Origin of the sequence: Micromonospora sp. WMMD1219 (assembly GCF_049315215.1) — a bacterium.
GTDB classification, from domain to species: domain Bacteria; phylum Actinomycetota; class Actinomycetes; order Mycobacteriales; family Micromonosporaceae; genus Micromonospora; species Micromonospora tulbaghiae.
The window spans coordinates 6,115,389-6,137,105 of the sequence record NZ_CP186057.1; the positions used below are offsets into that span (position 1 = coordinate 6,115,389).

Consider the following 21,717-nt stretch of genomic DNA (forward strand, 5'->3'; position numbering starts at 1 on the left):
GCCGCGTCCCGCCCTGCGGACGGGCCCGTCCGCGCGCCGGTCACACCGATCCGGCGCCGGCCCGTTCCCGTGCCAGGGCGTCGGCCATCGCGGCGCGTGGCGCGGTGACGCCGGTGAACTGCTCGAACTGGCCGAACGCCTGGGCCAGCAGCAGGTCCAGCCCGGAGACGACCCGGCATCCGGCGGCGAGCGCCGCCGCCGCGAGCGGTGTGGGCCACGGGTCGTAGACCACGTCGAAGAAGACGGACTCGGGCCTCCAGTCGAAGTTGTCGGCGAGCGGGTCGGCGACGCCCTTGGGAACTGTGGAGATCACCAGGTCGGCGCGGGCGTGGGCGGGCGCGCCGTCCCACTCGGCGCCCGCCAGTGGCACGCCGGCCGCCGCCGCGACCGGGCGCAGCTCGTCGACCGCCTCCGGGCGGCGGGCCACCACTGTCACCTCCGCGGCCCCGATCCGGGCCGCCGCCGCGATCGCCGCCCGGGCCGTGCCGCCCGCGCCGAGCACGGTGACGACCGCCCCGGCCACGCAGCCGGCACCGGTGAGCACCTCGACCATGCCGGTGACGTCGGTGTTGTCGGCGTACCAGGTGCCGTCGGGCCGGCGTACCAACGTGTTGGCGGCGCCGACCGCGGCGGCGACCGGCGAGACCTCGTCGGCCAGCGCGAGCGCCGCCTCCTTGCCGGGCATGGTCACCGACAGCCCGGCCCACTCCGGGCCCAGGCCCGCGACCAGGCCGGGCAGGTCGTCGGCGCCGGCTTCGATCCGGGTGTACGACCAGCCGGTCAGCTCGGCCGCCGCGTACCCGGCGGTGTGGATCACCGGGGAGAGCGAGTGGGCGATCGGCTTGCCGACAACAGCGGCGCGGCGGGGATCGCCCATCAGATGATCCCGGCCTCCTTGGCCTTCCGCTCGTTGCGCAGCTGCTCGTCGTAGGTCTCGGCGAACGCGGAGCGGCCGTCCTTGCTGATCGCCACGAAGTAGAGCCACTTGCCCGGCGGCGGGCTCAGCGCGCCCTCCAGCGCCTCCTTGCCCGGGTTGTTGATCGGCGACGGGACCAGCCCGCGCAGCTTGCGGTTGTACGGGTTCTTCGGGTCGTCCAGCTCGGCGGCGGTCATGTCCTTGGACGCCTTGGTCTTCTGCCCGGTCAGCTCCAGGTAGTAGTTGACGGTGACGTCCATCTCCAGGCAGTTGCAGGGGAACTCCCCGAAGACCCGGTTGTACGCGACCCGGGCGACCTTGCCCAGGTCGGCCTTGTTGCCGGCCTCGGCCTGCGCGAGCGACGCGACGATCAGCGCCTCGTACGGGGTGATGCCGCCGCGGTCCTTCTGCACCTTCTCGGCGTACTGCATGCCGGAGGTGACGGTGAGGAAGTTGTCCACCATCAGCTTGAGCACCGTCTCGGCGGTCGCCTTCGGCGGGATCTCGTAGGTGTCCGGGAACAGGAATCCCTCGACCGACGGCTTGACCTTCTTGCCGTCGGAGCGCTTGAACCACCAGTCCGGGACGCCGAGCGCCTCCGGGTCCTTCGCCGCGGCCTCGAAGTCCTTGACCGGGATGTCGGTCTTCTCGGAGAGCCGCTTGTAGACCGTCTTCGCGGTGAGCCCCTCGGGGATGGTGATCCCGTTGACGATCTTGTTCTTGAGGTCCAGCAGCGCCACGACCGCCGCGTCACCGCTCATCTGCTTGCGCAGCTTGTACGTGCCGGGCTGGATGTTCTTGCTGCGCGAGTTCTCCTCGGCGGCCTCGATGAACGCCTTGGTGCTCTTCACCACGTCGGCGGCGACGAGCGCGTCGGCCATGTCGGCGATCAGCGCGCCCTGCTTGATCTCGACTGTCACCTCGCCCGTGCCGGAGCCGTCGTAGTCGGGCGTGACGAAGTAGTTCTGGACCCGGTCGAAGCCGTAGAACGCGCCGCCGCCGATGCCGCCCAGCAGGACCAGCGCGAGCGCGAGTGCGAGAAGGGTCTTGCCCCGGCCGCCGCCGGACTTGCCCTGGCGCCGGCGCACCGCGCCGCGCCGGTGCCGGCCCTTCTCCCCCCTGTCCGGCTCGTCGAACCCCAGATCAAGATCGTCGATCATTGCGTCCGCCTCCGCTGTGCGTCCAGCCAGCTCTGCAGAATCTCCACCGCGGCAGCCTGGTCGACCACCGCTCGTTGGCGCTTTCCCCGGACGCCCCGTTCGGCCAGCCTACGACTCGCGACGACGGTAGACATCCTCTCGTCCGTCAGCGTCACCGGAATCGGCCTCATTACATCAGCCAAACGGCTGGCATATGCTGATACGTTCACCGCCGCGGGGCCGTGTTTTCCGGCGAGGTTGACCGGCAGCCCGACCACGATCCCCACCGCCTCGTGCTCGGCGGCGAGCCGGACCAGCTCGGCCATGTCGGCGGGCACCGCGTCCGGTTCGGCCGTCAGATCGCGGGCCAGTGTGACCAGCGGCGTGGCGAGGATGCCGTGCGGATCACAGCGGGCCACCCCCACCCGGACCTGACCGACGTCGACACCCAGCCGGACGCCACGGGACAGCTCGGTCACGAGCGGACACCTCCCCGCCGGTACGGGCCAGGGCGGACCGGGTGGCCCGCCCTGGCGTCGATCGTTGCGCTCATGCCGTGCCGGCTGGGCATGCCCTCACGGCCCTCGCTCCGCTCGGTGCGTTCGCTCATGCCGCGTCGGCGACCGCCCGCTCGACGGTGACCAGCAGGTTCGGCGCCTCCGTCGCGGGCAGCCCGCCGCCCTGGGCAAGGTCGTCGCTGCCGCCGCCCCGGCCGGAGAACGCGGCCTTGACCAGGTCCTTCGCGCTCAGGCCCCGGCCCCGGGCGGCCTGGTTGACAGCCACCACGAGAGACGCCTTGCCGTTGGCCCGGGCGGCCACCGCGACCACCGCCGGGCGGGCCGCGTCGATCCGGCCCCGGATCTCCTGGGCGAGGGTCCGCACGTCGTTGGCCGCCGCACCCTCCGGCGCCTCGGTGCCGACGTACGCGACGCCGCGCACGTCCTTCGCCTGCGCCGCCAGGGCACCGGCCCCGCCGAGCACGAGCTGGGCGCGCAGCTTCTCCAGTTCCTTCTCCGCGTCGCGCAGCTGGGTGACGGTCTGCTCCACCCGGTCGGCGACCTGCTCCCCCGGCACCCGGAACAGCTCGGCCAGCCGGGACACCAGCAGGTGCTCGCGGGCCAGGAAGCCGAACGCGTCCATGCCGACGAGCGCCTCGATCCGGCGTACTCCGGAACCCACCGACGCCTCGGAGAGGATCTTCACCAGGCCGAGCTGGGCGGAGCGGGCCACGTGCGTGCCGCCGCACAGCTCACGGGCGTAGTCGCCGACCTCGACGACCCGGACCCGCTCGCCGTACTTCTCGCCGAACAGGGCCATCGCCCCGATCCGGCGGGCCTCCTCCTGGCTGGTGACGAACGCGTGCACCTCCAGGTCGGCCAGCAGCACCTCGTTGACCTGCTGCTCGACGTCGTGCAGCACGCTCGGCGCCACACCCGTCGGGGTGTTGAAGTCGAACCGCAGCCGGCCCGGCGCGTTGAGCGAACCCGCCTGGGTCGCCGACTCGCCGAGGAAGTTGCGCATCGTCTGGTGCACCAGGTGCGTCGCCGTGTGCGAGCGGGAGATGGCCCGGCGGCGGGACACGTCGATCTCGGCGTACCCGGTCTCGCCGGAGCGCACCTCGCCGCGCACCACCTTGGCCCGGTGCACGATCAGGCCGGGCACCGGCTGCTGCACGTCGAAGACCTCGACCTGGCCGCCGCCGACGGTGATGAGCCCCTGGTCGGGCTGCTGGCCGCCGCCCTCGGCGTAGAACGGGGTGGTGTCGAGCACCAGCTCGATCGTGTCCCCCTCGACAGCCGCCGACACGGCGGCGCCGCCGGACAGCAGCGCGCGGACCCGGGACTCCCGGCTCAGCTCGGTGTAGCCGGTGAACTCCACCGGCCCGCCGCCGTCGAGCACCGACCGGTACGCCGACACGTCGGTGTGCCCGGTCTTGCGCGCCTGCGCGTCGGCCTTGGCCCGGCTGCGCTGGTCGGCCATCAGCCGGCGGAAGCCCTCCGCGTCGACCTGCAAGCCCTGCTCGGCCGCGATCTCCAGGGTCAGGTCGATCGGGAAGCCGTACGTGTCGTGCAGCTGGAACGCCTTGTCACCGGAGAGCGCCGCCTTGCCGGCCGACTTGGTCTCGGCGATGGCGGTGTCCAGGATCGTGGTGCCGGCGCGCAGCGTGGCCAGGAACGCGTCCTCCTCGGCGTACGCGTACTGGGAGATCCGGCCGAAGTCCTCGGCCAGCTCCGGGTACGACGGCGCCATGCAGTCGCGGGCCACCGGCAGCAGTTCCGGCAGCGCCCGGTCCTGGTAGCCGAGCAGCCGCACCGCCCGGATCGCCCGGCGCATGATCCGCCGCAGCACGTAACCCCGGCCCTCGTTCGACGGGGTCACGCCGTCGCCGATGAGCATCAGCGAGGTGCGCACGTGGTCGGCGATCACCCGGAGCCGTACGTCGTCCGGGTGCGACTCGTTCGCCGCGTGGCCGGAGTGCACGCCGTAGCGCTTGCCGGTCAGCTCGGCGGCCCGGTCCAGGATCGGCTTGACCTCGTCGATCTCGTAGAGGTTGTCCACGCCCTGCAGCAGCGAGGCCATCCGCTCCAGGCCCATGCCGGTGTCGATGTTCTTCGCCGGCAGGTCGCCGAGGATCGGGAAGTCCTCCTTGCCGACGCCCGGACCGCGCTCGAACTGCATGAAGACGAGGTTCCAGAACTCCAGGTAGCGGTCCTCGTCGACCTCCGGACCACCCTCGCGGCCGTAGGCCGGGCCGCGGTCGTAGTACAGCTCGGAGCACGGGCCGCACGGGCCGGGGATGCCCATCGACCAGAAGTTGTCGGCCTTGCCCCGGCGCACGATCCGCTCGGCCGGCACGCCGGTGGCGCGCCAGATGTCGTACGCCTCGTCGTCGTCCAGGTAGACGGTGGCCCAGATCCGCTCCGGGTCCAGCCCGAAGCCGCCCGCCTCGACCGGCTTGGTGGCCAGGTCCCAGGCGAGCGGGATCGCGCCGGACTTGAAGTAGTCACCGAAGGAGAAGTTGCCGTTCATCTGGAAGAACGTGCCGTGCCGGCTGGTCTTGCCGACCTCGTCGATGTCCGGCGTCCGGATGCACTTCTGCACGCTCGTCGCCCGCGCGTACGGCGGGGTCTGCTGGCCCAGGAAGTAGGGCACGAACTGCACCATGCCCGCGTTGATGAACAGCAGGTTCGGGTCGCTGATGGCGGGCAGCGGAGCGGACGGCACCACGGTGTGCCCGTTCGCCTCGAAGTGGGCGAGGAACCGCCGCTTGATCTCCGCCGTCTTCATCGCTGGTGGTCCTCCGGGAAAATCTCTCGGTCACCGATCCGCGGATCCTCCCGCAGCTCGGCGAACTGGTCGTCGTACACCTCGCCGCGGGCGAAGGCCTCGTGGATCTCCTGCTCACGCTCGGCCATGCCGACCCGGACGTCGTCCACGAACGCCCGCAGCGACTCGACCAGACCGCCGGCGGACTCGGACAGCCCGCTGGCGATGCCGGCCGGGGTGTACGCCTGCGCGGTCCGGGTGGCCTTGCGCACCACCAGGACGCCCACGGCCAGCCCGATGCCCAGCCAGAACAACCGCCTCATGTTCTCATCCTTCCCGCGTACGCCGGTCGGGGTCAGCGGTTGCCGCGCTTGGCGGCGCGACGCTGCTGCTTGATGGTGTCGCGCACCTCGCGCTCGGTCTCGGCGTGCCGGCGGGCGGAGGCGGCCCGGCGCACGCCGTACCCGAACGCGGCCACCTTGACCAGCGGGTTCGCGGCGGCGGCGGAGACCACGGTGGCCAGGTTCGCCACGTTCGCGGTGACGTTCTGCGCGTGGCTGGTCATGGTGTCCACCTTGGCGAGCTGCAGGTTCACCCCGTCCAGCGAAGTCTGCACCTGCTCCAGCGCCACGTTGACGTTCTTCACAGTGGCGTTCACGTCGCCGAGCAGCGGCGCAGTGCGGTCGTTGAGCTCGTTGATCATGCGCGTCGTCGCGTCCACGGTGTGCCGCAGCCGCAGGATCGGCACCGCCAGCACGAGCACCAGCATCAGGAACGCGCCGGCCAGGACCAGCCAAGCGACCTCGCTACCGTTCACGCGCACGTCCTCCTCAAGCAGTGTCCCGGGACCCGACGCCCCGGAACGCGCGACCGTACCTACCCACTTCGCGCCACGCCGACCCGGTCACCGGGCGCGGACGGGCGTGCCAGCCCCAGACCCTACCGTCCGTGATGAAAGTCGGCTCACGACGGTGAGGGGGTCGCCTCGCCCAGCGGGTCGTCGGTCAGGGTCGGGTACGGATCCTCACCGGTGAGTGACGGATCGGTGGTCGGTGTCGGTCCGGTGCGCTCGTCGTCGATCGCGTTGCGCACCTTCACCGACACCAACGAGCCGGTGCACTCCGCCGCTGCGGGCGTGGCCGGTGCGGTCGGCGCGGGCGCGCCGTCCACCGGCGGGGGCGTGCAGGTGCGGTCGCGTACCCACAGATCGAGCGTCAGTTCGTCCCGGCGCCAGCAGGTGTAGCTACCCGGGACCTTCTCGTCCGGGCAGCGGTCGACCTTCCAGCGCCGCCACCCGTCCCCGGTCAGCGCCTTCTCGTAGACCGCGACGGTCTCCTTCCACCCCTGCTCCGACTCGACGGAACGTTCACGCAGGCGGCAGTCCTGGAGGCACCAGCGGCTGCCGCTGACGTTGTCGACGGTGTTGCTCTGCGCCCAGGCGGGCACGGCGAGCGCGTCGAGGGTGTCGAAGACCGGGTCGCGGCTGAGCGTCCGCATCCCGAAGTACAGCGGCACCGCGCCGAGCAGCACGAGGCTGACCAGGGCGAGGATGCCCAGCCGCAGCCGGGTGCGCTCGCGCATCTGCCGGCGCAGCTCGGACCGGGCGCCGCGCAGGCCCCCGGCCTCCGCGCCGCTGTCGTCCGGTCCGGGACCGCCGGGCCGTGGCGCGGCGCCCGCTGCGGGCCGTGGCCCCGCGGGCTCCCCCGGGGGTACGACCACAGCCGCGCGGGCCGTCGCCGGTGTCGCCGCGTTGCCCGGTCCGGGCCGGTCCGGCTCCGGTCCGGGTGGCGTCGCACGTCCGGCGCTCCGCTCGTCCGGCGCGACCGGGCGGGCCACACCGGCTGCCGCGCGGGCGGTCACCGGCGCGCCGGGCGGCACCGGGCCGTCGCCTGCCGGCCCTCGGGCGCCGGGTGCCACCGGCGGACGGGGCCCGGCACCGGGCCGGGTGTCGTCGGGGCGTGCCATCCCGCGTCCGTCGCCACCGGGTCCGGCCGGACCGCCACCGGGGCGGCCGGCACCGACCGGCATCCCACCGGTGCGCTCGACGTCGCCACGCGGACCGGGACCGGCCGGACCCGCCGGGCCGCCACCGGGGCGGCCACCGTCGGCGGGAATCCCGCCCGTGCGATCGAGGTCGCCACGCGGACCCGGGCGGGCCGGGCCGGCCGGACCCGTCGGAGCACCACCGGGACGGCCACCACCCGCGGGAATCCCGCCCGTGCGATCGAGGTCGCCGCGCGGACCCGGACCGGCCGGGCCGGGAGCGGGCGCGACACCGGGGCGCGCCGCGCCGCGGGCCGGACCGGGCCCACCGCGCGACGGGTCGGACGGCTGGGACCGGGCCGGGGGCACGGCCGGACCGGGCTGGCCGGGGCGGCCCGCCGGTTCGGCGCGCGCCGGCACGTCGGGGCCGGGCTGTCCGGGGCGCGGGGACGGCGTACCCGGCTCGGGACGCACCGGCGGAACCGCGACGCCGGCCCGGCCGGCGGGCCCACCGGGACGGCCGGACGGCTCCTCGGCCGGAGGTCCGGCCGGGCGGCGGGTGACCGGCATGGCCGGGTCGGTGTGCGGCGTGCGACCGGCCTGCCGCAGCCAGTCCGCGGGCCGGTCGGGCCGTTGCGGCCGCGGCTCACCGGCGTCGTCACGCGCGGCCCGGCGACCGGGCGTCTCGACGCCGACGCCGGGACCGACCGGCTCGTCGGGAGCGGCCCGGCGGCCACCGGCGGCATCGGGCGCGGCCCGGCGGCCGCCGGGTACGTCGGGTGCGGCACCGCGGCCGGCGGGCGTGCCGCGGCGGCCGGCGGGCGGGGTCGGGCCGGTCGCCGGAGTGCCGGACACGGGCGCGCCCGGCAGGTCCGGCGCGTTTCCGCTGCGCGGGACGACCGGGGGGCGTTCCGGGGCGGCCCGGCGGCCGGCGCCCGGCGTGGGCACGGTTGCGGATTCGCCGCCGGGCGCGGACACGTGGTGCCCGCCGGTGGGCTCGTCGTGCCGGGCGCGTCGGCCGCCGCCGGAGACCGGGGCGGCGTCCGGTACGGCCCGTCCGGCCGGCCCGCCGGGTACGGCACCTTCCGGCGCGGCGCGACGGCCCGCACCGGAGACGGGCCGGGCACCGGGCGGAACGTCGTCGGCACGGGCCCGGCGGCCCGCACCGGACACCGGCCGGGTGCCGGGCGGAACGTCGTCGGGACGGACCCGGCGGCCCGCACCGGACACCGGCTGGGTGCCGGGTGCCACGTCGTCGGGCCGTGCCCGGCGTGCTCCACCGGGGAGCGGCTGGACGGCGTCGGTGTCCTCGGCGCGGGCCCGGCGGGCACCACCGGAGACCGGCTGGATGCCGGCGGTGTCGTCCGCCCGGGCGCGTCGGCCGACGGGCGGCGGCGCGATCGTCGGATCGGCCTGGTGCGGAACCTCGGGTCCGGATCCGTGCCGGCCGCGCGGCGTCGGCGGTACCCGGGTGTCACCGTCGACAGGCGGCCGGCCCGGGTCGGCGGGTGCCCGGCCGGAGGTCGGTGGGGCGGGCGGGACGCGGGTGCCGGCCACGGGTGGCTGCTGGCCGGTGGGTCCGTCCACGCGGCGGCGGTACGGCGCGTCCGCGGGACGGGGTGCCTCGGGCACGCCGGGCCACGGACCGTCGACGGGGCGGTGCGGGGCGCCGGCTTCGGGGCCGCCGGGCCACGGGCCGTCGGCGGCCCGGCGCGGGGCACCGGTCTCGGGACCGCCGGGGCGCACCGGCGGCGCGGCCGGACCGGGCGTGTCGGGGCGGCGCATGACCGGCGGACGCGGACCGGGCCGGCCACCACCGGGCGGCGTCTCCGGGCCGGGACGGCCACCGCCGGAGGGCGCGTCCACGACCGGCGGGCGGACCCCCGGCGGCGTGTCCGCGGGCGGGCGCCCGGGAGCCGGAGGCATGTCCACGCCGGGCCGGCCGGACGGCGGGGCGGTGTCCACCCGGGACCGTCCGGCAGGCGGAGGCGTGTCGACGCCCGGTCGGCCGGGAGCCGGGGGCAGGTCGGTACCGGGTCGTCCGGTGACCGGCCCGCCGGGACGCCCGGCGGCCGGGGGCGCGGCCGGGCCGGGACGGCCGGTCACGGGCGGCATCGTCGGGTCGGTGCGGCCGGCCGGAGCGGGCCCGCCCGGATGGGGCCGGCCGGGAGCCTGCGGCGCGGCGGCCGGCGGCGGAACCGGTCGGCCGGGAGCCGGGGGCGCGGCGGCCGACGGCGGAACGGGCCGGCCGGGAGCCGGGGGTGCACCTGCCGACGGAGTGCCGGGCCGGCCGGCGGGTGACGGCGGCGGAACCGGCTGGCCGGTCGAGGGCGGCTGGGTGCCCGGTGCCGGGGGCCGCGGAGCCTGCCGGCCGGCGGGCGGCACGCCGGGGCCCGGACCCGGCGCGGCGGCCGGGCGGGGTGGCCGGGCCGGCTCGCCGTCCGGCCAGGACGGGTCGGCGCCGGGGCGCGGCGCGGGGGCGCCCCCGTCCGGTCCGAGTTCACCGCCCTGCTGCTTGGCGGTACGCAGGTCGTCGATCCAGCCGAGTTCCTCGCCGACGACGGTCGGGTCCAGCTCGGGCTCGGCCCGGCCCCGTCCCCACCGGCGGCCCTTGCCCCGCGGGTCGCGCCGCTCGTCGGGGCCGTCCGCCGGCCGCTCCGGACCACGCGCCATCACTACTGACCCCCCTCGGCGGCGTCGCTGCCGCCCTCACTCGCCCCGCTGGCCTGCTCGCCGCCCCCCACCCGGGCCCCGTTCGCGGCGGCCGGGGCGCCGGCCTCCGCCCGGGTCGCCGGAGCCGGCAGCCCGCGCACGATCCGGCGCAGCAGCGGCAGCCGGGTGGCCACCGCCCGCTCCGCGCCGTGCCCGCTGGGCTGGTAGTAGTCGGTTCCGACGAGGTCGTCCGGAGCGTACTGCTGGGTGACCACCCCCCGGTGGTCGTCGTGCGGGTAGCGGTAGCCGCGGCCGTGACCGAGGCCCCGCGCGCCGGAGTAGTGGGCGTCGCGCAGCCCGCGCGGCACCGGACCGCCCCGACCCGCGCGTACGTCGGCGACGGCGGCGCCGATCGCTGTGGTGGCCGAGTTCGACTTCGGCGCGGTGGCCAGGTGGATGACCGCCTGGGCCAGGTTGAGCTGCGCCTCCGGCAGGCCCACGTACTCGACCGCGTGGGCGGCCGCGGTGGCCACTGTCAGCGCGGTGGGATCGGCCATGCCGACGTCCTCACTGGCGAAGATCACCAACCGGCGGGCGATGAACCGGGCGTCCTCACCGGCCACCAGCATCCGGGCCAGCCAGTGCAGTGACGCGTCCACGTCCGAGCCGCGCATGCTCTTGATGAACGCGCTCGTCACGTCGTAGTGGGCGTCGCCGTCGCGGTCGTATCGCACCGCCGCCACGTCGACCGCCTGTTCGGCCACTGCGAGGTCGATCCGGCCGGTGCCGAGCGCGGTAGCGGTGGCCGCCGCCGCCTCCAGCGCGGTGAGCGCCTTGCGCACGTCGCCCCCGGCGAGCCGGACCAGGTGGTCCTCCGCCTCCTGCGCCAGGACCAGCGCGCCGCCGAGCCCGCGCTCGTCGGCGACCGCGCGGCGCAGCAGCCCGCGTACGTCGTCGTCGTCCAGGGCCTGGAGGGTGAGCAGCACGCAGCGCGACAGCAGGGGCGAGATGACCGAGAAGTACGGGTTCTCCGTGGTCGCCGCCAGCAGCGTGACCGTCCGGTCCTCGACGGCGGCGAGAAGCGAGTCCTGCTGGGTCTTGCTGAACCGGTGCACCTCGTCGATGAACAGCACTGTGGGCGGGCCGCCGGACCGGCGTTGCCGCCGGGCGGTGTCGATCACGGCGCGCACGTCCTTCACGCCCGCGGTCAGCGCGGACATCGCCACGAACCGCCGGTCGGTGGCCCGGGCCACGAGGTGGGCGATGGTGGTCTTGCCGCTGCCCGGCGGACCCCAGAGGATCACCGACATCGGCGCCGCGCCCTCGACCAGCTGACGCAGCGGCGCTCCCGGCGCGAGCAGGTGCTCCTGCCCGACCAGCTCGTCGATGCCCGCCGGGCGCATCCGCACCGGCAGGGGCGAGTCCGCCCGGGTGTCGGTGAAGCCGTCGGCGCCGCCCGCGCCCGCGGGTGCGCCGGCCGGCTCGCCGAGGGTGAAGAGGGCGTCCGATTCCATCACGAGAACAGTACCGGGCCGGGCCGACGACGCCGGAATCGCGCCGCCGCCCCGGCCCGGGTGGTCTTTTCCGGTCAGCCGCGACCCGGCCGCCGGCCCCGGTACCACCGGCCGCCACCGCCGCCGCGCGGGCCGGAGCCGACGCCGGCCAGGTAGAGCGAGAGCAGCAGGAAGCCGATGAGCATGAGCGTCGTGGTGCTGAACAGATCGGGCGCGCCGAGGTCGGTGTTCATGAAGTCGAGCAGCAGCGCGAAACCGAACACGATGGCCGCGAGAATGGCGAGCATGTCGTTCCTCCGGTGGGGGTTCCCAGCAGGTCGGCGACGGATGTACCCAATCGGTCTGTTCGTCAATCTCCACCGTGGAACAGGAGGTGCCTCGGCCCTCGGTACCAGCAGGGATGCTCGTACGCTGGCGGAATGATCACGCTCGACGAGTCGCTGACGGAGCGGGAGGGGGTGCTGGCCGCGGCCCGCCGTCACCCGTTCGCCCGGCACGCGCTGCGGCGCGACGAGGCCGTACGCGGATGGCGGCACGGCGGCGCGGTGGGGTGGCTGCTCCCGCCGGGCGAGTGGTCGGCCGGCGGCGCGGTCGGCGCACCCGGCCCGGCACTCGACGTCTTCGCCGCCCACCGGGCGGACGGGACGCTGCGGGCCGGTCAGTCGATCAACCTGTCCCACGCCGATCCGGACGAGGTGGCCGCGCGGCTGCCGGTGGCCCGGCTCACCGAGTGGGACTTCCTCTGGACCACCGCGCCGCCGCCGCGGCAGCCGGAGCAGGAGCGGGTGGTACGCCTGACCGGGGCCGACCGTCCCGCGCTTGCCGCGCTGATCGAGGAGGCGTTCCCGAGCACCACCTCCCGGCCGGGCGATCCGGGCATCGTCGGCTGGTACGGCATCCGCGACGGTGACCGCCTGCTCGCCTGCGGCGCCGATCGCAGCCGGGGCGACATCGGCTTCCTGGCCGGGCTGACGGTCGCGCCCGGGCATCGCGGCCGGGGGCTGGGCGCGGCGCTGACCGCCGGGATGACGTGTGCCCTGTTCGACCGGTACGACGCCGTGGCACTGGGCGTGTACCCGGACAACGTGGGCGCGATCCGGCTCTACCGCCGGCTCGGCTTCACCGCCGCCGAACGCCGCACGTCGATCCGGCTCGCCTGACGCAGCCTCCCACGCCGAGATCCTGGTACGGAACGGCCCGCACAGGGGCGCTCGCGTACCAGGATCTCGTCCGGTCCCGGCGGATCGCGCCGGGGTCAGTCCCGGCCGGCGGGGGCTGCGGCGGCGTCGAGGGACGGGCCGGCCGGCTCGGGCGCCAGGCCGGAGTGGCCGGGGCCGGCCGCCGCCTCCGGTTCCACTGTGACGTCCTGCGGGGTACGGCGGGCGGCGCGCCAGGCCGGCAGGTAGAGCGGCGCGGCCACGGCGAGCACCACCCCGCCGACGATCATGGCGACGCCGACGCTCGTGGCGTCGGCCAGCGCGGTCAGCGTCACCGCGCCGAGCGCGCCGGCCGGCTGGGCGGCCATCGAGTTGAGCGACAGCACGCTGGTCCGGTACGGGCCGTCGACCTGCCGGTGCAACAGTCCCATGTGCAGCGGATTCGACGCGCCGTGCACGGTGTAGCAGGCCAGGTACGCGATGAGGATGCCGACCGGACCGGCCAGCAGGCCCATGCCGACCACCGTCACGCCCTGGAGGATGCGCATCAGCGCGGCGGCCGGGGCGGCGCCGAGGTGGCGCAGCAGGAACGGGGTGAGCGCGGCACCGGCGGCGTTGGCGAGCCAGGCCGCCGTGCCGGCGGGGCCGAGCAGTGCCGCCGCGCGGTCCGGGTCACCGAGCACCTCGGCGAGGCGCACCGGGAGCAGCGACTCGAAGGTGACCATGCCGAAGCCCCAGAACAGCTCGACGGCGACCAGGGCCGCCAGCACCCGGTTGCGGCGCAGCAGCCCGACGGCCTGCCCGACCATGCGGGGCGCGTCGACCACCGAGGCGCGCAGCGCGGCCGGGCCGGACGCGGGCCGCCGCTCCGCCATCAGCGCCAGCAGCGCCACGATGGAGACGGCCTGGAGCACGGCGGCGACGATCACCGGCAGGGCCAGCGCGCTGACCGGGCCGACCGGGCCGAGCGCGACCAGGCCGCCGCTGAGCAGCGCGCCCGCGCCGATCGCGACACCGATCACGGTGCCGGCCCAGCCGAGGCCGCGCTCGTACTCGGCCTTCGGGTCGACGGCGAGCGTGGCGTCGACGTACCAGGATTCCATCGGGCCGCTGTCGAGCGCCCGGTAGACGCCCTGCAAGGCCCAGACCAGGAAGAACATCCAGAACGAGTCGGCCACCGCCATCAGCGCCAGCGAGCCCAGGCCGAGCACCCAGGCGGCGACCAGCACCGGCTTGCGGCCCAGCGCGTCGGCGAAGCCGCCGGTGGGCAGTTCCAGCGCCAGCACGACGAGGCCCTGCGCGGTGGCGACCAGGCCGATCTGGGCGAGCGTGAGCCCGCGCTCCTGCATCAGCAGGATCATCACCGGCATGAGCAGGCCGCTGGGCAGCCAGCGCAGGCCGTACAGCGTGAGGTAGCGCAACCGGATCTGGCGTACGGACAGCGTGGTCACGGCTTCTCCTCGGTGGACGGCGGGGTGGGCCGCGGGAACGCCGCGTCCATCGGGAGGGCGGCGAGGTAGAGCTGGACCGTCTCGGCGTCGGGGTCGTCCGGGTCGGTCTCGTCGCGGTGCCGCTCGAAGAGCGCGAAGACCTCTTCCTTGATCGCTTCGAGGCGGGAGACCGGGATGCGCATGAAGAAGTCGCCCATGCCGAACGCGTCGCGCCAGGCCGGCTCCCACTGGTGCCGCTGGGCGAACCAGCGTTCGGCGTGCCCGGCGAAGAACCGGACGTAGTCGGCTTCCAGCCACTCGATGGCGGCCCGCGAGTCGGGGTCGTCGTCGAAGTCGCTGGATTCCCAGCTGGTGACGTCGTGCGCGGCCCGCCAGTAGCGCTGCCGGCCGGTGCCGAGGTCGGGGTCCTCGACCACGAGCCCGACGTCGGCGAGTTGGCGCAGGTGGTAGCTGGTCGCGCCGCTGTTGGTGCCGAGCATCTCGGCCAGGGCGGTGGCGGTGGACGGGCCCACCACGCGCAGTGCCCCGATCAGCCGCATGCGCAGCGGCTGGGCCAGCGCGCGGACCTGGCGGTGGTCGATCCGTACGGCGCGTTCCTTGTTCTCCTCCATGAGATGCACAATATCTGTGCACACTTTCCATGCACAAGATGCTTGCAAAGAATCTGTGCACCTAGCCGTACAGCTCGGCGACGCCCCGCAGCCGGGTCCGCAGCATCCCCGCCGCACGGGTGGAGTCCAGCACCACCTCGCCCGGCCGGTGCAGCCCGGCGGCGGCGATGGTGGTCGTCCGCAGCCCGCCCGCGTCCGCCCCGTCGTGCCGGGCCACCAGCAGCCCCAGCTCGGCGCGGCTCACCGCGTCCGGCCCGGCCACGTTGAGCAGCCCGGCGTAGTCGCCCGGCACCAGCTCCAGCACCGCGGCGGCGAGGTCGGCGACGTGCACCGGGCAGCGCAGCTCGTCGGTGAACAGCGTGGCCCGCCCGGCCAGCGCGTCCCGGCAGAGCTGGATCTGCTTGCTGCCCTCCCCCACGATCAGCGAGGTCCGCACCACCGCCGCGGCCGGATCCACCGCCCGCACGGCCGTCTCCGCCGCCGCCTTCGCCGCCCCGTATGGGTGCAGCGGCGTGGGCACGTCCTCGTCCGCGTACGGCGTGGGCCGCCCGGCGTGCAGCGCGTCGCTGGACAGGTGCACCAGCCGGGCGCCCACCTCGGCGGCGGCTACCGCGATGTGGGCCGCCCCGTCCGCCGTGACCGCCCAGTCGTCGTACCGGTAGGGGGTGGCGACGACCGCGTCGGGGCGTACCCGAATCAGCAGCTCACGCACGGCGGCCCGGTCGGTCACGTCGAGCCGGTGCGGCGCGACGCCCGGCACCGTGACGGCGGCGCGGTGGTACGTGCCGGTGACCCGGTGCCCGGCGGCGACCGCCTGCCGGCACACCTCGGCGCCGAGGAAGCCGCCGGCTCCCACCACGAGCAGGTGCATCAGTCCCCCTGAAGATCGAAAAGGCCCGCGTCATCATGACGCGGGCCTTTCGACGAGGCGAGGATCAGGTGGGGTCGGCCACCGGGGCGGCCGGGCCGGCGGTGCCGGCGTGCGGGCCGGCCGGCGCCTTCGGCTTGGCGTCGATGCCGGCCTCGGCGCGCTGCTGCCCGGTGATCGGGGTGGGCGCGCCGGTCAGCGGGTCGAAGCCGCCCCGGGTCTTCGGGAACGCGATCACCTCGCGGATCGAGTCCGCGCCGGCCAGCAGCATGCAGACCCGGTCCCAGCCGAACGCGATGCCGCCGTGCGGCGGAGCGCCGTACTTGAACGCCTCCAGCAGGAAGCCGAACTTGTCCTGCGCCTCGTCGGCGGTGATGCCGAGCAGGTCGAACACCCGCTGCTGCACGTCGCCCCGGTGGATACGGATCGAGCCGCCGCCGATCTCGTTGCCGTTGCAGACGATGTCGTACGCGTAGGCCAGCGCCCGGTCCGGTGCCTCCTCGAACCGGTCCACCCACTCGGCGTTCGGCGAGGTGAAGGGGTGGTGCACGGCGGTCCAGCCGCCGTCGTCCGTGCGTTCGAACATCGGCGCGTCCACGACCCAGCAGAACGCCCAGGCGCTCTCGTCGACCAGGTTCGACCGCTTGGCGATCTCGATCCGGGCGGCGCCGAGCAGCTCCTGCGCCTCGCGGGTGTTCGTGCTCGCGGCGAAGAAGATCGCGTCGCCGGGCTTCGCGCCGACCGCGTCGGCCAGGCCGGACAGGTGCGCCTCGGACAGGTTCTTCGCCACCGGGCCGCGCGGCTCGCCGGTCTCGGCGTCCAGCACCACGTATGCCAGGCCGCGCGCGCCGCGCGCCTTGGCCCAGTCCTGCCAGCCGTCCAGCTCCTTGCGGGTCTGCGAGGCGCCGCCGGGCATGACCACCGCGCCGACGTAGCCGCCCGCGTCGATCGCGCCGGCGAACACCCGGAACTCGGTGCCGCGCAGGTAGTCGGTCAGCTCGGTCAGCTCCACGCCGTAGCGCAGGTCCGGCTTGTCCGAGCCGTACCGGGACATGGCGTCGTGCCAGGTGATGCGCGGGATCGGCCGGGAGATCTCGTAGCCGGCGAGGTCCTTCCACAGCGCCGAGACGATCGCCTCGCCCAGGTCGATCACGTCGTCCTCGGTGACGAACGACATCTCGATGTCGAGCTGGGTGAACTCCGGCTGCCGGTCGGCGCGGAAGTCCTCGTCGCGGTAGCAGCGGGCGATCTGGTAGTACCGCTCCATGCCGCCGACCATCAGCAGCTGCTTGAACAGCTGCGGCGACTGCGGCAACGCGTACCAGCTACCGGGCTGCAGGCGCACCGGCACCAGGAAGTCGCGCGCACCCTCCGGGGTGGAGCGGGTCAGCGTCGGCGTCTCGATCTCCAGGAAGTCCCGCTCGTGCAGCACGCCGCGGGCGATCTGGTTGGCCCGCGAGCGCAGCCGCATGGCCTTGGCCGGGCCGCCCCGGCGCAGGTCCAGGTAGCGGTACTTGAGCCGGATGTCGTCGCCGGCCTCGATCTGGTCGTCCACCGGCAGCGGCAGCGGCGCGGCCTCGGAGAGCACCTCCAGCGCGGTCGCTGTCACCTCGACCTCGCCGGTGGGCAGGTCCGGGTTCTCGTTGCCCTCCGGGCGGCGGGTCACCTCGCCGGTGACCTTGACGCAGAACTCGTTGCGCAGCGCGTGCGCGTCCTCCTCGCGGAAGACCACCTGCACGACGCCGGAGGCGTCACGCAGGTCGACGAAGATGACACCGCCGTGGTCGCGCCGGCGGGCCACCCACCCGGCAAGCGTCACCGTCGAGCCGGCGTCCGCGGCGCGCAGGCTTCCGGCATTGTGGGTACGGATCACGGCTGGCGTCTCCTCAATCTGGTCCACTCACTGCTCCCCCGCATTCTGTCAGGACGGGCGGGCCCGCTCCCCGGCACCCGTCGAGCCGGGCCGCCCCGGGTGCGTGGCCAAAGCGCCGTGCGGGCCGGGTCCGGCGGTCTACCGTGGCCGGGTGCGTGCCGTACCGACCTGGGCCGTGGCCACCGCGGCCGCCGCGCCCGCACTGCTGGTGGTGGGCTGGACGGTGGCGGGCGCCCGCCAGGGGCCGGGGTACGACCCGGTGCGGGACACGATCAGCGAACTGGCCGGCGAGGGCGCGACCGATCCGTGGCTGATGGGCGGCGCGCTCGTGCTGCTCGGCTGCTGCTACTGCGCCACCGCCGCCGCGCTGCACGCCGCCGGGCTGCCCAGCCGCTTCCTGCTCGCGGTCGGCGGGGTGGCCACCGTCGCGCTCATCGCGTTCCCCCGGCCGCAGGTGGGCGGCTCCCCGGCGCACGGCGTGGTGGCCACCGTGGCGGTGCTCGCGCTGGCGCTGTGGCCGGCCGGCACGGCGCTGCGCCTGCCCCGCAGGGTGCCGCGTGCGGTGGCCGCCTCCCCGGCGGGCCGGCCGCCGTGGGCGTTCCGCCGGCCGGTGGCGCTGGCCGTCACGGCGGTGCTGCTGGCGTTGTTCGGCTGGTCGGTGGCCGAGGTGACGGGCGGCTCCCGGACCGGGCTGGCCGAGCGGGTGGCCGCGCTCGCGGTGACGCTCTGGCCGCTGGCCGCGGTGCTGTCCGCCCGGCGGGCCCACCGGCACTGGACGGCCCGGCCGTCGGAGCCGCCCCGGCCGGACGGCCCGCCGGTCGGTCCGGGCCGCCTCGGGGCGGGCGCCTGAGACGGGTACGCGGAACGGGCCGCCGGTCACCCGGCGGCCCGTTCGTGGGAGTGCGTGGATCAGAAGACGCTCACGCCGTAGCGGCTGAGGGCCTCGGTGACCGGCTGGAAGTAGGTGGTGCCACCGGTGCGGCAGTTGCCGCTACCACCGGAGGTGAGGCCGAGCGCGACGGTGCCGGCGAACAGCGAGCCGCCGCTGTCGCCCGGCTCGGCGCAGACGTTGGTGCGGATGAGGCCGGAGACGCTGCCCTCGGCGTAGTTCACGGTCGCGTTGAGCGCGCTGACGCTGCCGCTGCGCAGGCCGGTGGTGCTGCCGGAACGGCGGACGGACTGGCCGACGTACGCGTTGCCGGCCGAGGTGATGTCCTGGAAGCTGCCGTTGTAGAGCGAGACGTTGCCGGCCGCGTTGGCCGAGTTGTTGTGCCGGACGATGCCGTAGTCGTTGCCCGGGAAGCTGGTGCCGGTCCGGGTGCCGAGCAGGCTGGTCTGCGCGGAGTTGCTGTACCAGCTCGACGAGATGTTGGTGCAGTGGCCCGCGGTGAGGAAGTAGTAGGTCGAGCCGCTGCGGACGTTGAACCCGAGCGAGCAGCGACCCCCGCCGCCGGCGTAGATCGCCTGGCCGCCGGAGATCCGGGTGCTCAGCACGCCGGCCTCGGCCTCGATGCGGATCGCGCCGTTGTGACGGGCGGCGGCGGCCTTGACCCGCTCCAGCTTGGCGCCGGTGACGGTGCTGTCGACGGAGACGACGACCTGGTTCGTGGCCGGGTCGGTCCACCAGGCGGTGCCGGGGATCTTGGCGGAGCGCTCCAGCTCGCTGGTGGCGGCGTTGAGCTTGTCCGCGCCGCGCGCCACGATCTTCGGGATGGCGCCGGCGTCGCGCACCTGGCGGGCGGTGGCGGTGTCGGTCACCGTGACGACCATCTTGCCGCTGGCGTCGGCGTACGTGCCGGCCGCGCGGGCGCCGAGCTTCTCGACGAGGGTGGCGGCGGCGTCCGGCGAGAGGGCCGTGGGGGCGGCCTGCGCGGGGGCGCCGAGCAGCGAGCCGGTGACCAGGGTGCCGGCGACGGCGACTGCGGCGGCGCGGCGGAGCGTGGACCTCGTGGGTCGCATGTAACAACCTCCGAATGGGGGTGAACGGGCGCTGTCATGGGGGCGCGCCCGAGGACAACCCGGGCGACCTGGGGAAACCGCCCGGGTGCCCAAAGTATTCACACATTTAAGATCGTAAGCAAGACATGGCTTTGCCCGGATTCGCACCAGCGCCCGGTGTAACGCCGAAGCAACAACATCGACATCATCTGTCAGAGCGGGTCAGGGTGCGCGGCGGCGGGCGCCCGGGCCCGGGCGGGGCAGCACGTCGCGCGCCTCGGTGATCTCGTGCCCCTCGGCGCACCGCAACGCGACCCGGACCTCGGCGCCGCAGTCGCGGTGCGCGACGCTCAGCGGCGAGCCCTCCGGGTCGGCCAGGTAGCGGTCACCCCACCCGAGCACCGCGACGAGCACCGGCCACAGGTCCAGCCCCATCTCGGTGAGCCGGTACTCGTGGCGCGGCCGGCTGCCCGGCTCGCGGTACGGCTCCCGGCGCAGCACGCCGCGCTCGACGAGCATGGCGAGCCGGTTGGTCAGCACCTGGCGCGGGATGCCGGTACGCACCCGCATGTCGTCGAACCGGCGTACGCCGTTGAAGACCTCGCGCAGCACGACGAGGGTCCACCGCTCGCCGAGGACCTCCATGGCGCGCGCGATGGTGCAGTTCTCCACCGACCAGTCCAGTGCCGCGGGTCTCATGCCGACCAGGCTAGGTCTGATTGACAGACTCAGCAACGCGCTGCGAGGCTGAGTCCATGACGCAGACGCAGGAGCGCACCCGTACGTTCACCTGGTCCGACCCGGCGGCCGGCGCCGCACACCTGGGCCGGCGCAGCGGCCTGGAACTGATGCAGGCGATGATCGCCGGGGAGCTGGCCGCGCCGCCGATCATGCACCTCGTCGACATGTCCCGGATGGAGGCCGAGGAGGGGCGCGTGGCGGTCGAACTGCTGCCGCAGGAGTTCCACTACAACCCGCTCGGCACCGTGCACGGCGGCGTCCTCTCCACGCTGCTGGACACCGCCGCGGCGTGCGCCGTGCACACCACGCTGCCGGCCGGCGTCGGCTACACGTCGCTGGACCTCAACGTGAAGTTCCTGCGCCCGGTCACAGTCGACACCGGCCTGCTGCGCTGCGAGGGCACGGTGCTCCAGCGGGGCCGCCGTACCGCCCTGGCCGAGGCCCGCCTCACGGACCCCGCCAACCGCCTGGTAGCCCACGCCACCTCGACCTGCCTCATCTTCCCCCTCCCCTGACCCCCCCTGATCCCGCGCGATCTTGCAGTTGCGGCCCCCGCAGCGCCGGTTTCGCGGCATTCGCGGGGGCCGTAAGTGCAAGATCGCGCGGGCGAGCGGGAGGGGCGGGGGTCAGGCGGTGCGGGCGGAGACGCGGGCGGCTCGGGCGGCTCGGCGCTCCTCGAAGCGGGACGCCTGGGTCTCCAGGGTGTCCAGGTGGGCGGCGATCTGGTCGCGGGCGGCCTCGCCGTCGGCGTTCAGGCCGGTCACGTCGAACAGGTTCCACTGGCGCAGCACCGGCATCACCACCTCGTCGCGGTGCTGGCGCAGGTCGTAGATCCCGGCCAGCGCGATCGCCACCGACTTGCGGGCGAAGCCGTCGATGCCGACACCCGGCATCTGGAAGTTGGCGAGCACGTCGGCGACGGCACGCATCGCCTGCGACGGGGCCAGCTCGAACGCCGCGCCGAGCAGGTTGCGGTAGAAGACCATGTGCAGGTTCTCGTCCGCGGCGACCCGTGCCAGCAGCGCCTCGCACATCGGGTCGCCGGTGGCCCGGCCCGTGTTCCGGTGCGAGATGCGGGTGGCCAGCTCCTGGAACGACACGTACGCCAGCGAGTGCAGCATCTCCTGGTCGTGCACGTTCTGGTAACCGGCCGACATGTGCACCATGCGGGCCCGCTCCAGCGCCACCGGGTCCACCGCCCGCGTCACAGTGAGGTAGTCGCGGATCGCCGTGCCGTGCCGCCCCTCCTCCGCCGTCCACCGGTGGACCCAGGTGCCCCACGCGCCGTCGCGCCCGAACAGCGTGGCGATCTCGTGGTGGTACGACGGCAGGTTGTCCTCGGTGAGCAGGTTGACGATCAGCGCGGTCCGGGCCACCTCGGGCAGCGTCGAGTCCTCCGGCGACCACGCCTCGCCGCCCAGCGGGCCGTCGAAGGTGCGGCCCTCGCTCCACGGCACGTACTCGTGCGGGAACCACTCCTTGGCCAACGACAGGTGGCGGTCGAGGTTCTTCTCGACCACCGGCTCGAGTTCGGTGAGCAGAGCGGTCTGGCTGAGCACGGTCACGACGTTCTCCCTACGGTGGCGTAACTTACGCCACCGTAGGTC

19 protein-coding genes are annotated in these 21,717 nt (G+C 74.8%); 3 read left to right on the forward strand and 16 right to left on the reverse strand.

Annotated features, from left to right (window positions below):
- Positions 1-40 precede the first annotated feature (40 nt).
- The 9 genes from ACN27C_RS28555 to ACN27C_RS28595 all read right to left on the reverse strand — a co-directional run bounded on the left by ACN27C_RS28555 (position 41) and on the right by ACN27C_RS28595 (position 11,758).
- Positions 41-877: a shikimate dehydrogenase gene (locus ACN27C_RS28555; protein WP_422749316.1), complete on the reverse strand. Its 837-nt coding sequence runs from the start codon at positions 875-877 to the stop codon at positions 41-43.
- Positions 877-2,076 (reverse strand): endolytic transglycosylase MltG, encoded by a 1,200-nt coding sequence (gene mltG, locus ACN27C_RS28560; RefSeq protein ID WP_120570518.1) that lies wholly within the window; start codon positions 2,074-2,076, stop codon positions 877-879. The genes ACN27C_RS28555 and mltG overlap by 1 nt, the downstream gene beginning before the upstream one ends.
- Complete coding sequence (gene ruvX / locus ACN27C_RS28565; protein ID WP_252448521.1) at positions 2,073-2,534, reverse strand: Holliday junction resolvase RuvX; 462 nt, start codon at positions 2,532-2,534, stop codon at positions 2,073-2,075. The genes mltG and ruvX overlap by 4 nt, the downstream gene beginning before the upstream one ends.
- Before the next feature lie 127 nt (positions 2,535-2,661).
- The gene (gene alaS, locus ACN27C_RS28570; protein WP_422749319.1) at positions 2,662-5,343 is read right to left on the reverse strand and encodes an alanine--tRNA ligase; all 2,682 of its coding nucleotides are present in this window, start codon (positions 5,341-5,343) and stop codon (positions 2,662-2,664) included.
- Positions 5,340-5,645, reverse strand: a complete 306-nt coding sequence (locus ACN27C_RS28575) for a hypothetical protein (protein ID WP_013285491.1) — start codon at positions 5,643-5,645, stop codon at positions 5,340-5,342. The genes alaS and ACN27C_RS28575 overlap by 4 nt, the downstream gene beginning before the upstream one ends.
- A gap of 32 nt (positions 5,646-5,677) precedes the next feature.
- Positions 5,678-6,139: a DUF948 domain-containing protein gene (locus ACN27C_RS28580; protein ID WP_422749321.1), complete on the reverse strand. Its 462-nt coding sequence runs from the start codon at positions 6,137-6,139 to the stop codon at positions 5,678-5,680.
- 146 nt (positions 6,140-6,285) lie between these two features.
- Positions 6,286-6,903: a hypothetical protein gene (locus tag ACN27C_RS28585; protein ID WP_091424570.1), complete on the reverse strand. Its 618-nt coding sequence runs from the start codon at positions 6,901-6,903 to the stop codon at positions 6,286-6,288.
- A 3,077-nt stretch (positions 6,904-9,980) separates the two neighbouring features.
- Complete coding sequence (locus tag ACN27C_RS28590) at positions 9,981-11,471, reverse strand: replication-associated recombination protein A (protein WP_422749323.1); 1,491 nt, start codon at positions 11,469-11,471, stop codon at positions 9,981-9,983.
- A 74-nt stretch (positions 11,472-11,545) separates the two neighbouring features.
- Positions 11,546-11,758, reverse strand: coding sequence for a hypothetical protein (locus tag ACN27C_RS28595; protein ID WP_013285485.1), 213 nt, complete (start codon positions 11,756-11,758; stop codon positions 11,546-11,548).
- Between the two features lie 132 nt (positions 11,759-11,890).
- Between ACN27C_RS28595 and ACN27C_RS28600 the strand changes: the two genes are divergently transcribed.
- Complete coding sequence (locus ACN27C_RS28600; protein WP_422749326.1) at positions 11,891-12,631, forward strand: GNAT family N-acetyltransferase; 741 nt, start codon at positions 11,891-11,893, stop codon at positions 12,629-12,631.
- 95 nt (positions 12,632-12,726) lie between these two features.
- Here the strand turns inward: ACN27C_RS28600 and ACN27C_RS28605 are convergent, their stop codons facing one another.
- From ACN27C_RS28605 to aspS, 4 genes are all read right to left on the reverse strand, one after another.
- On the reverse strand, positions 12,727-14,079 hold the full coding sequence (locus tag ACN27C_RS28605) for an MFS transporter (RefSeq protein ID WP_422749328.1): 1,353 nt from the start codon (positions 14,077-14,079) through the stop codon (positions 12,727-12,729).
- Positions 14,076-14,690 carry a helix-turn-helix domain-containing protein gene (locus tag ACN27C_RS28610; protein WP_422749330.1) on the reverse strand — a complete coding sequence of 205 codons (615 nt, stop codon included), beginning with the start codon at positions 14,688-14,690 and terminating at the stop codon, positions 14,076-14,078. Before ACN27C_RS28610 ends, ACN27C_RS28605 begins: the two co-directional genes overlap by 4 nt.
- A 61-nt stretch (positions 14,691-14,751) precedes the next feature.
- The gene (locus ACN27C_RS28615) at positions 14,752-15,561 is read right to left on the reverse strand and encodes an SDR family oxidoreductase (RefSeq protein ID WP_422749331.1); all 810 of its coding nucleotides are present in this window, start codon (positions 15,559-15,561) and stop codon (positions 14,752-14,754) included.
- A gap of 64 nt (positions 15,562-15,625) precedes the next feature.
- Positions 15,626-17,431 (reverse strand): aspartate--tRNA ligase, encoded by a 1,806-nt coding sequence (gene aspS / locus ACN27C_RS28620; RefSeq protein WP_422751684.1) that lies wholly within the window; start codon positions 17,429-17,431, stop codon positions 15,626-15,628.
- A 151-nt stretch (positions 17,432-17,582) separates the two neighbouring features.
- Here aspS and ACN27C_RS28625 point away from each other — a divergent pair, with 151 nt between their 5' ends.
- On the forward strand, positions 17,583-18,281 hold the full coding sequence (locus ACN27C_RS28625) for a DUF998 domain-containing protein (RefSeq protein ID WP_422749333.1): 699 nt from the start codon (positions 17,583-17,585) through the stop codon (positions 18,279-18,281).
- A 59-nt stretch (positions 18,282-18,340) separates the two neighbouring features.
- Here the strand turns inward: ACN27C_RS28625 and ACN27C_RS28630 are convergent, their stop codons facing one another.
- Positions 18,341-19,390, reverse strand: coding sequence for a S1 family peptidase (locus tag ACN27C_RS28630; RefSeq protein WP_120570529.1), 1,050 nt, complete (start codon positions 19,388-19,390; stop codon positions 18,341-18,343).
- A gap of 201 nt (positions 19,391-19,591) precedes the next feature.
- Positions 19,592-20,068 carry a winged helix-turn-helix transcriptional regulator gene (locus tag ACN27C_RS28635; protein ID WP_252448536.1) on the reverse strand — a complete coding sequence of 159 codons (477 nt, stop codon included), beginning with the start codon at positions 20,066-20,068 and terminating at the stop codon, positions 19,592-19,594.
- Positions 20,069-20,124: 56 nt separating this feature from the next.
- Here ACN27C_RS28635 and ACN27C_RS28640 point away from each other — a divergent pair, with 56 nt between their 5' ends.
- Positions 20,125-20,625 carry a PaaI family thioesterase gene (locus tag ACN27C_RS28640; RefSeq protein WP_350815990.1) on the forward strand — a complete coding sequence of 167 codons (501 nt, stop codon included), beginning with the start codon at positions 20,125-20,127 and terminating at the stop codon, positions 20,623-20,625.
- A 111-nt stretch (positions 20,626-20,736) separates the two neighbouring features.
- On the opposite strand, the gene ACN27C_RS28645 is transcribed toward ACN27C_RS28640, so the two are convergent.
- Complete coding sequence (locus ACN27C_RS28645) at positions 20,737-21,675, reverse strand: acyl-ACP desaturase (RefSeq protein ID WP_120570531.1); 939 nt, start codon at positions 21,673-21,675, stop codon at positions 20,737-20,739.
- Positions 21,676-21,717: the final 42 nt, after the last annotated feature.

Excerpts from the sequence above, each read along its gene's own strand:
- ACN27C_RS28635 (WP_252448536.1), bottom strand. The coding sequence starts at position 20,068 with ATGAGACCCGCGGCACTGGACTGGTCGGTGGAGAACTGCACCATCGCG.
- ACN27C_RS28575 (WP_013285491.1), bottom strand. The coding sequence starts at position 5,645 with ATGAGGCGGTTGTTCTGGCTGGGCATCGGGCTGGCCGTGGGCGTCCTG.
- alaS (WP_422749319.1), bottom strand. The coding sequence starts at position 5,343 with ATGAAGACGGCGGAGATCAAGCGGCGGTTCCTCGCCCACTTCGAGGCG.
- ACN27C_RS28555 (WP_422749316.1), bottom strand. The coding sequence starts at position 877 with ATGGGCGATCCCCGCCGCGCCGCTGTTGTCGGCAAGCCGATCGCCCAC.
- ACN27C_RS28600 (WP_422749326.1), top strand. The coding sequence starts at position 11,891 with ATGATCACGCTCGACGAGTCGCTGACGGAGCGGGAGGGGGTGCTGGCC.
- ACN27C_RS28640 (WP_350815990.1), top strand. The coding sequence starts at position 20,125 with ATGACGCAGACGCAGGAGCGCACCCGTACGTTCACCTGGTCCGACCCG.
- ACN27C_RS28615 (WP_422749331.1), bottom strand. The coding sequence starts at position 15,561 with ATGCACCTGCTCGTGGTGGGAGCCGGCGGCTTCCTCGGCGCCGAGGTG.
- mltG (WP_120570518.1), bottom strand. The coding sequence starts at position 2,076 with ATGATCGACGATCTTGATCTGGGGTTCGACGAGCCGGACAGGGGGGAG.
- ACN27C_RS28630 (WP_120570529.1), bottom strand. The coding sequence starts at position 19,390 with ATGCGACCCACGAGGTCCACGCTCCGCCGCGCCGCCGCAGTCGCCGTC.
- ACN27C_RS28585 (WP_091424570.1), bottom strand. The coding sequence starts at position 6,903 with ATGCGCGAGCGCACCCGGCTGCGGCTGGGCATCCTCGCCCTGGTCAGC.
- ACN27C_RS28590 (WP_422749323.1), bottom strand. The coding sequence starts at position 11,471 with ATGGAATCGGACGCCCTCTTCACCCTCGGCGAGCCGGCCGGCGCACCC.
- ACN27C_RS28610 (WP_422749330.1), bottom strand. The coding sequence starts at position 14,690 with ATGGAGGAGAACAAGGAACGCGCCGTACGGATCGACCACCGCCAGGTC.
- ACN27C_RS28595 (WP_013285485.1), bottom strand. The coding sequence starts at position 11,758 with ATGCTCGCCATTCTCGCGGCCATCGTGTTCGGTTTCGCGCTGCTGCTC.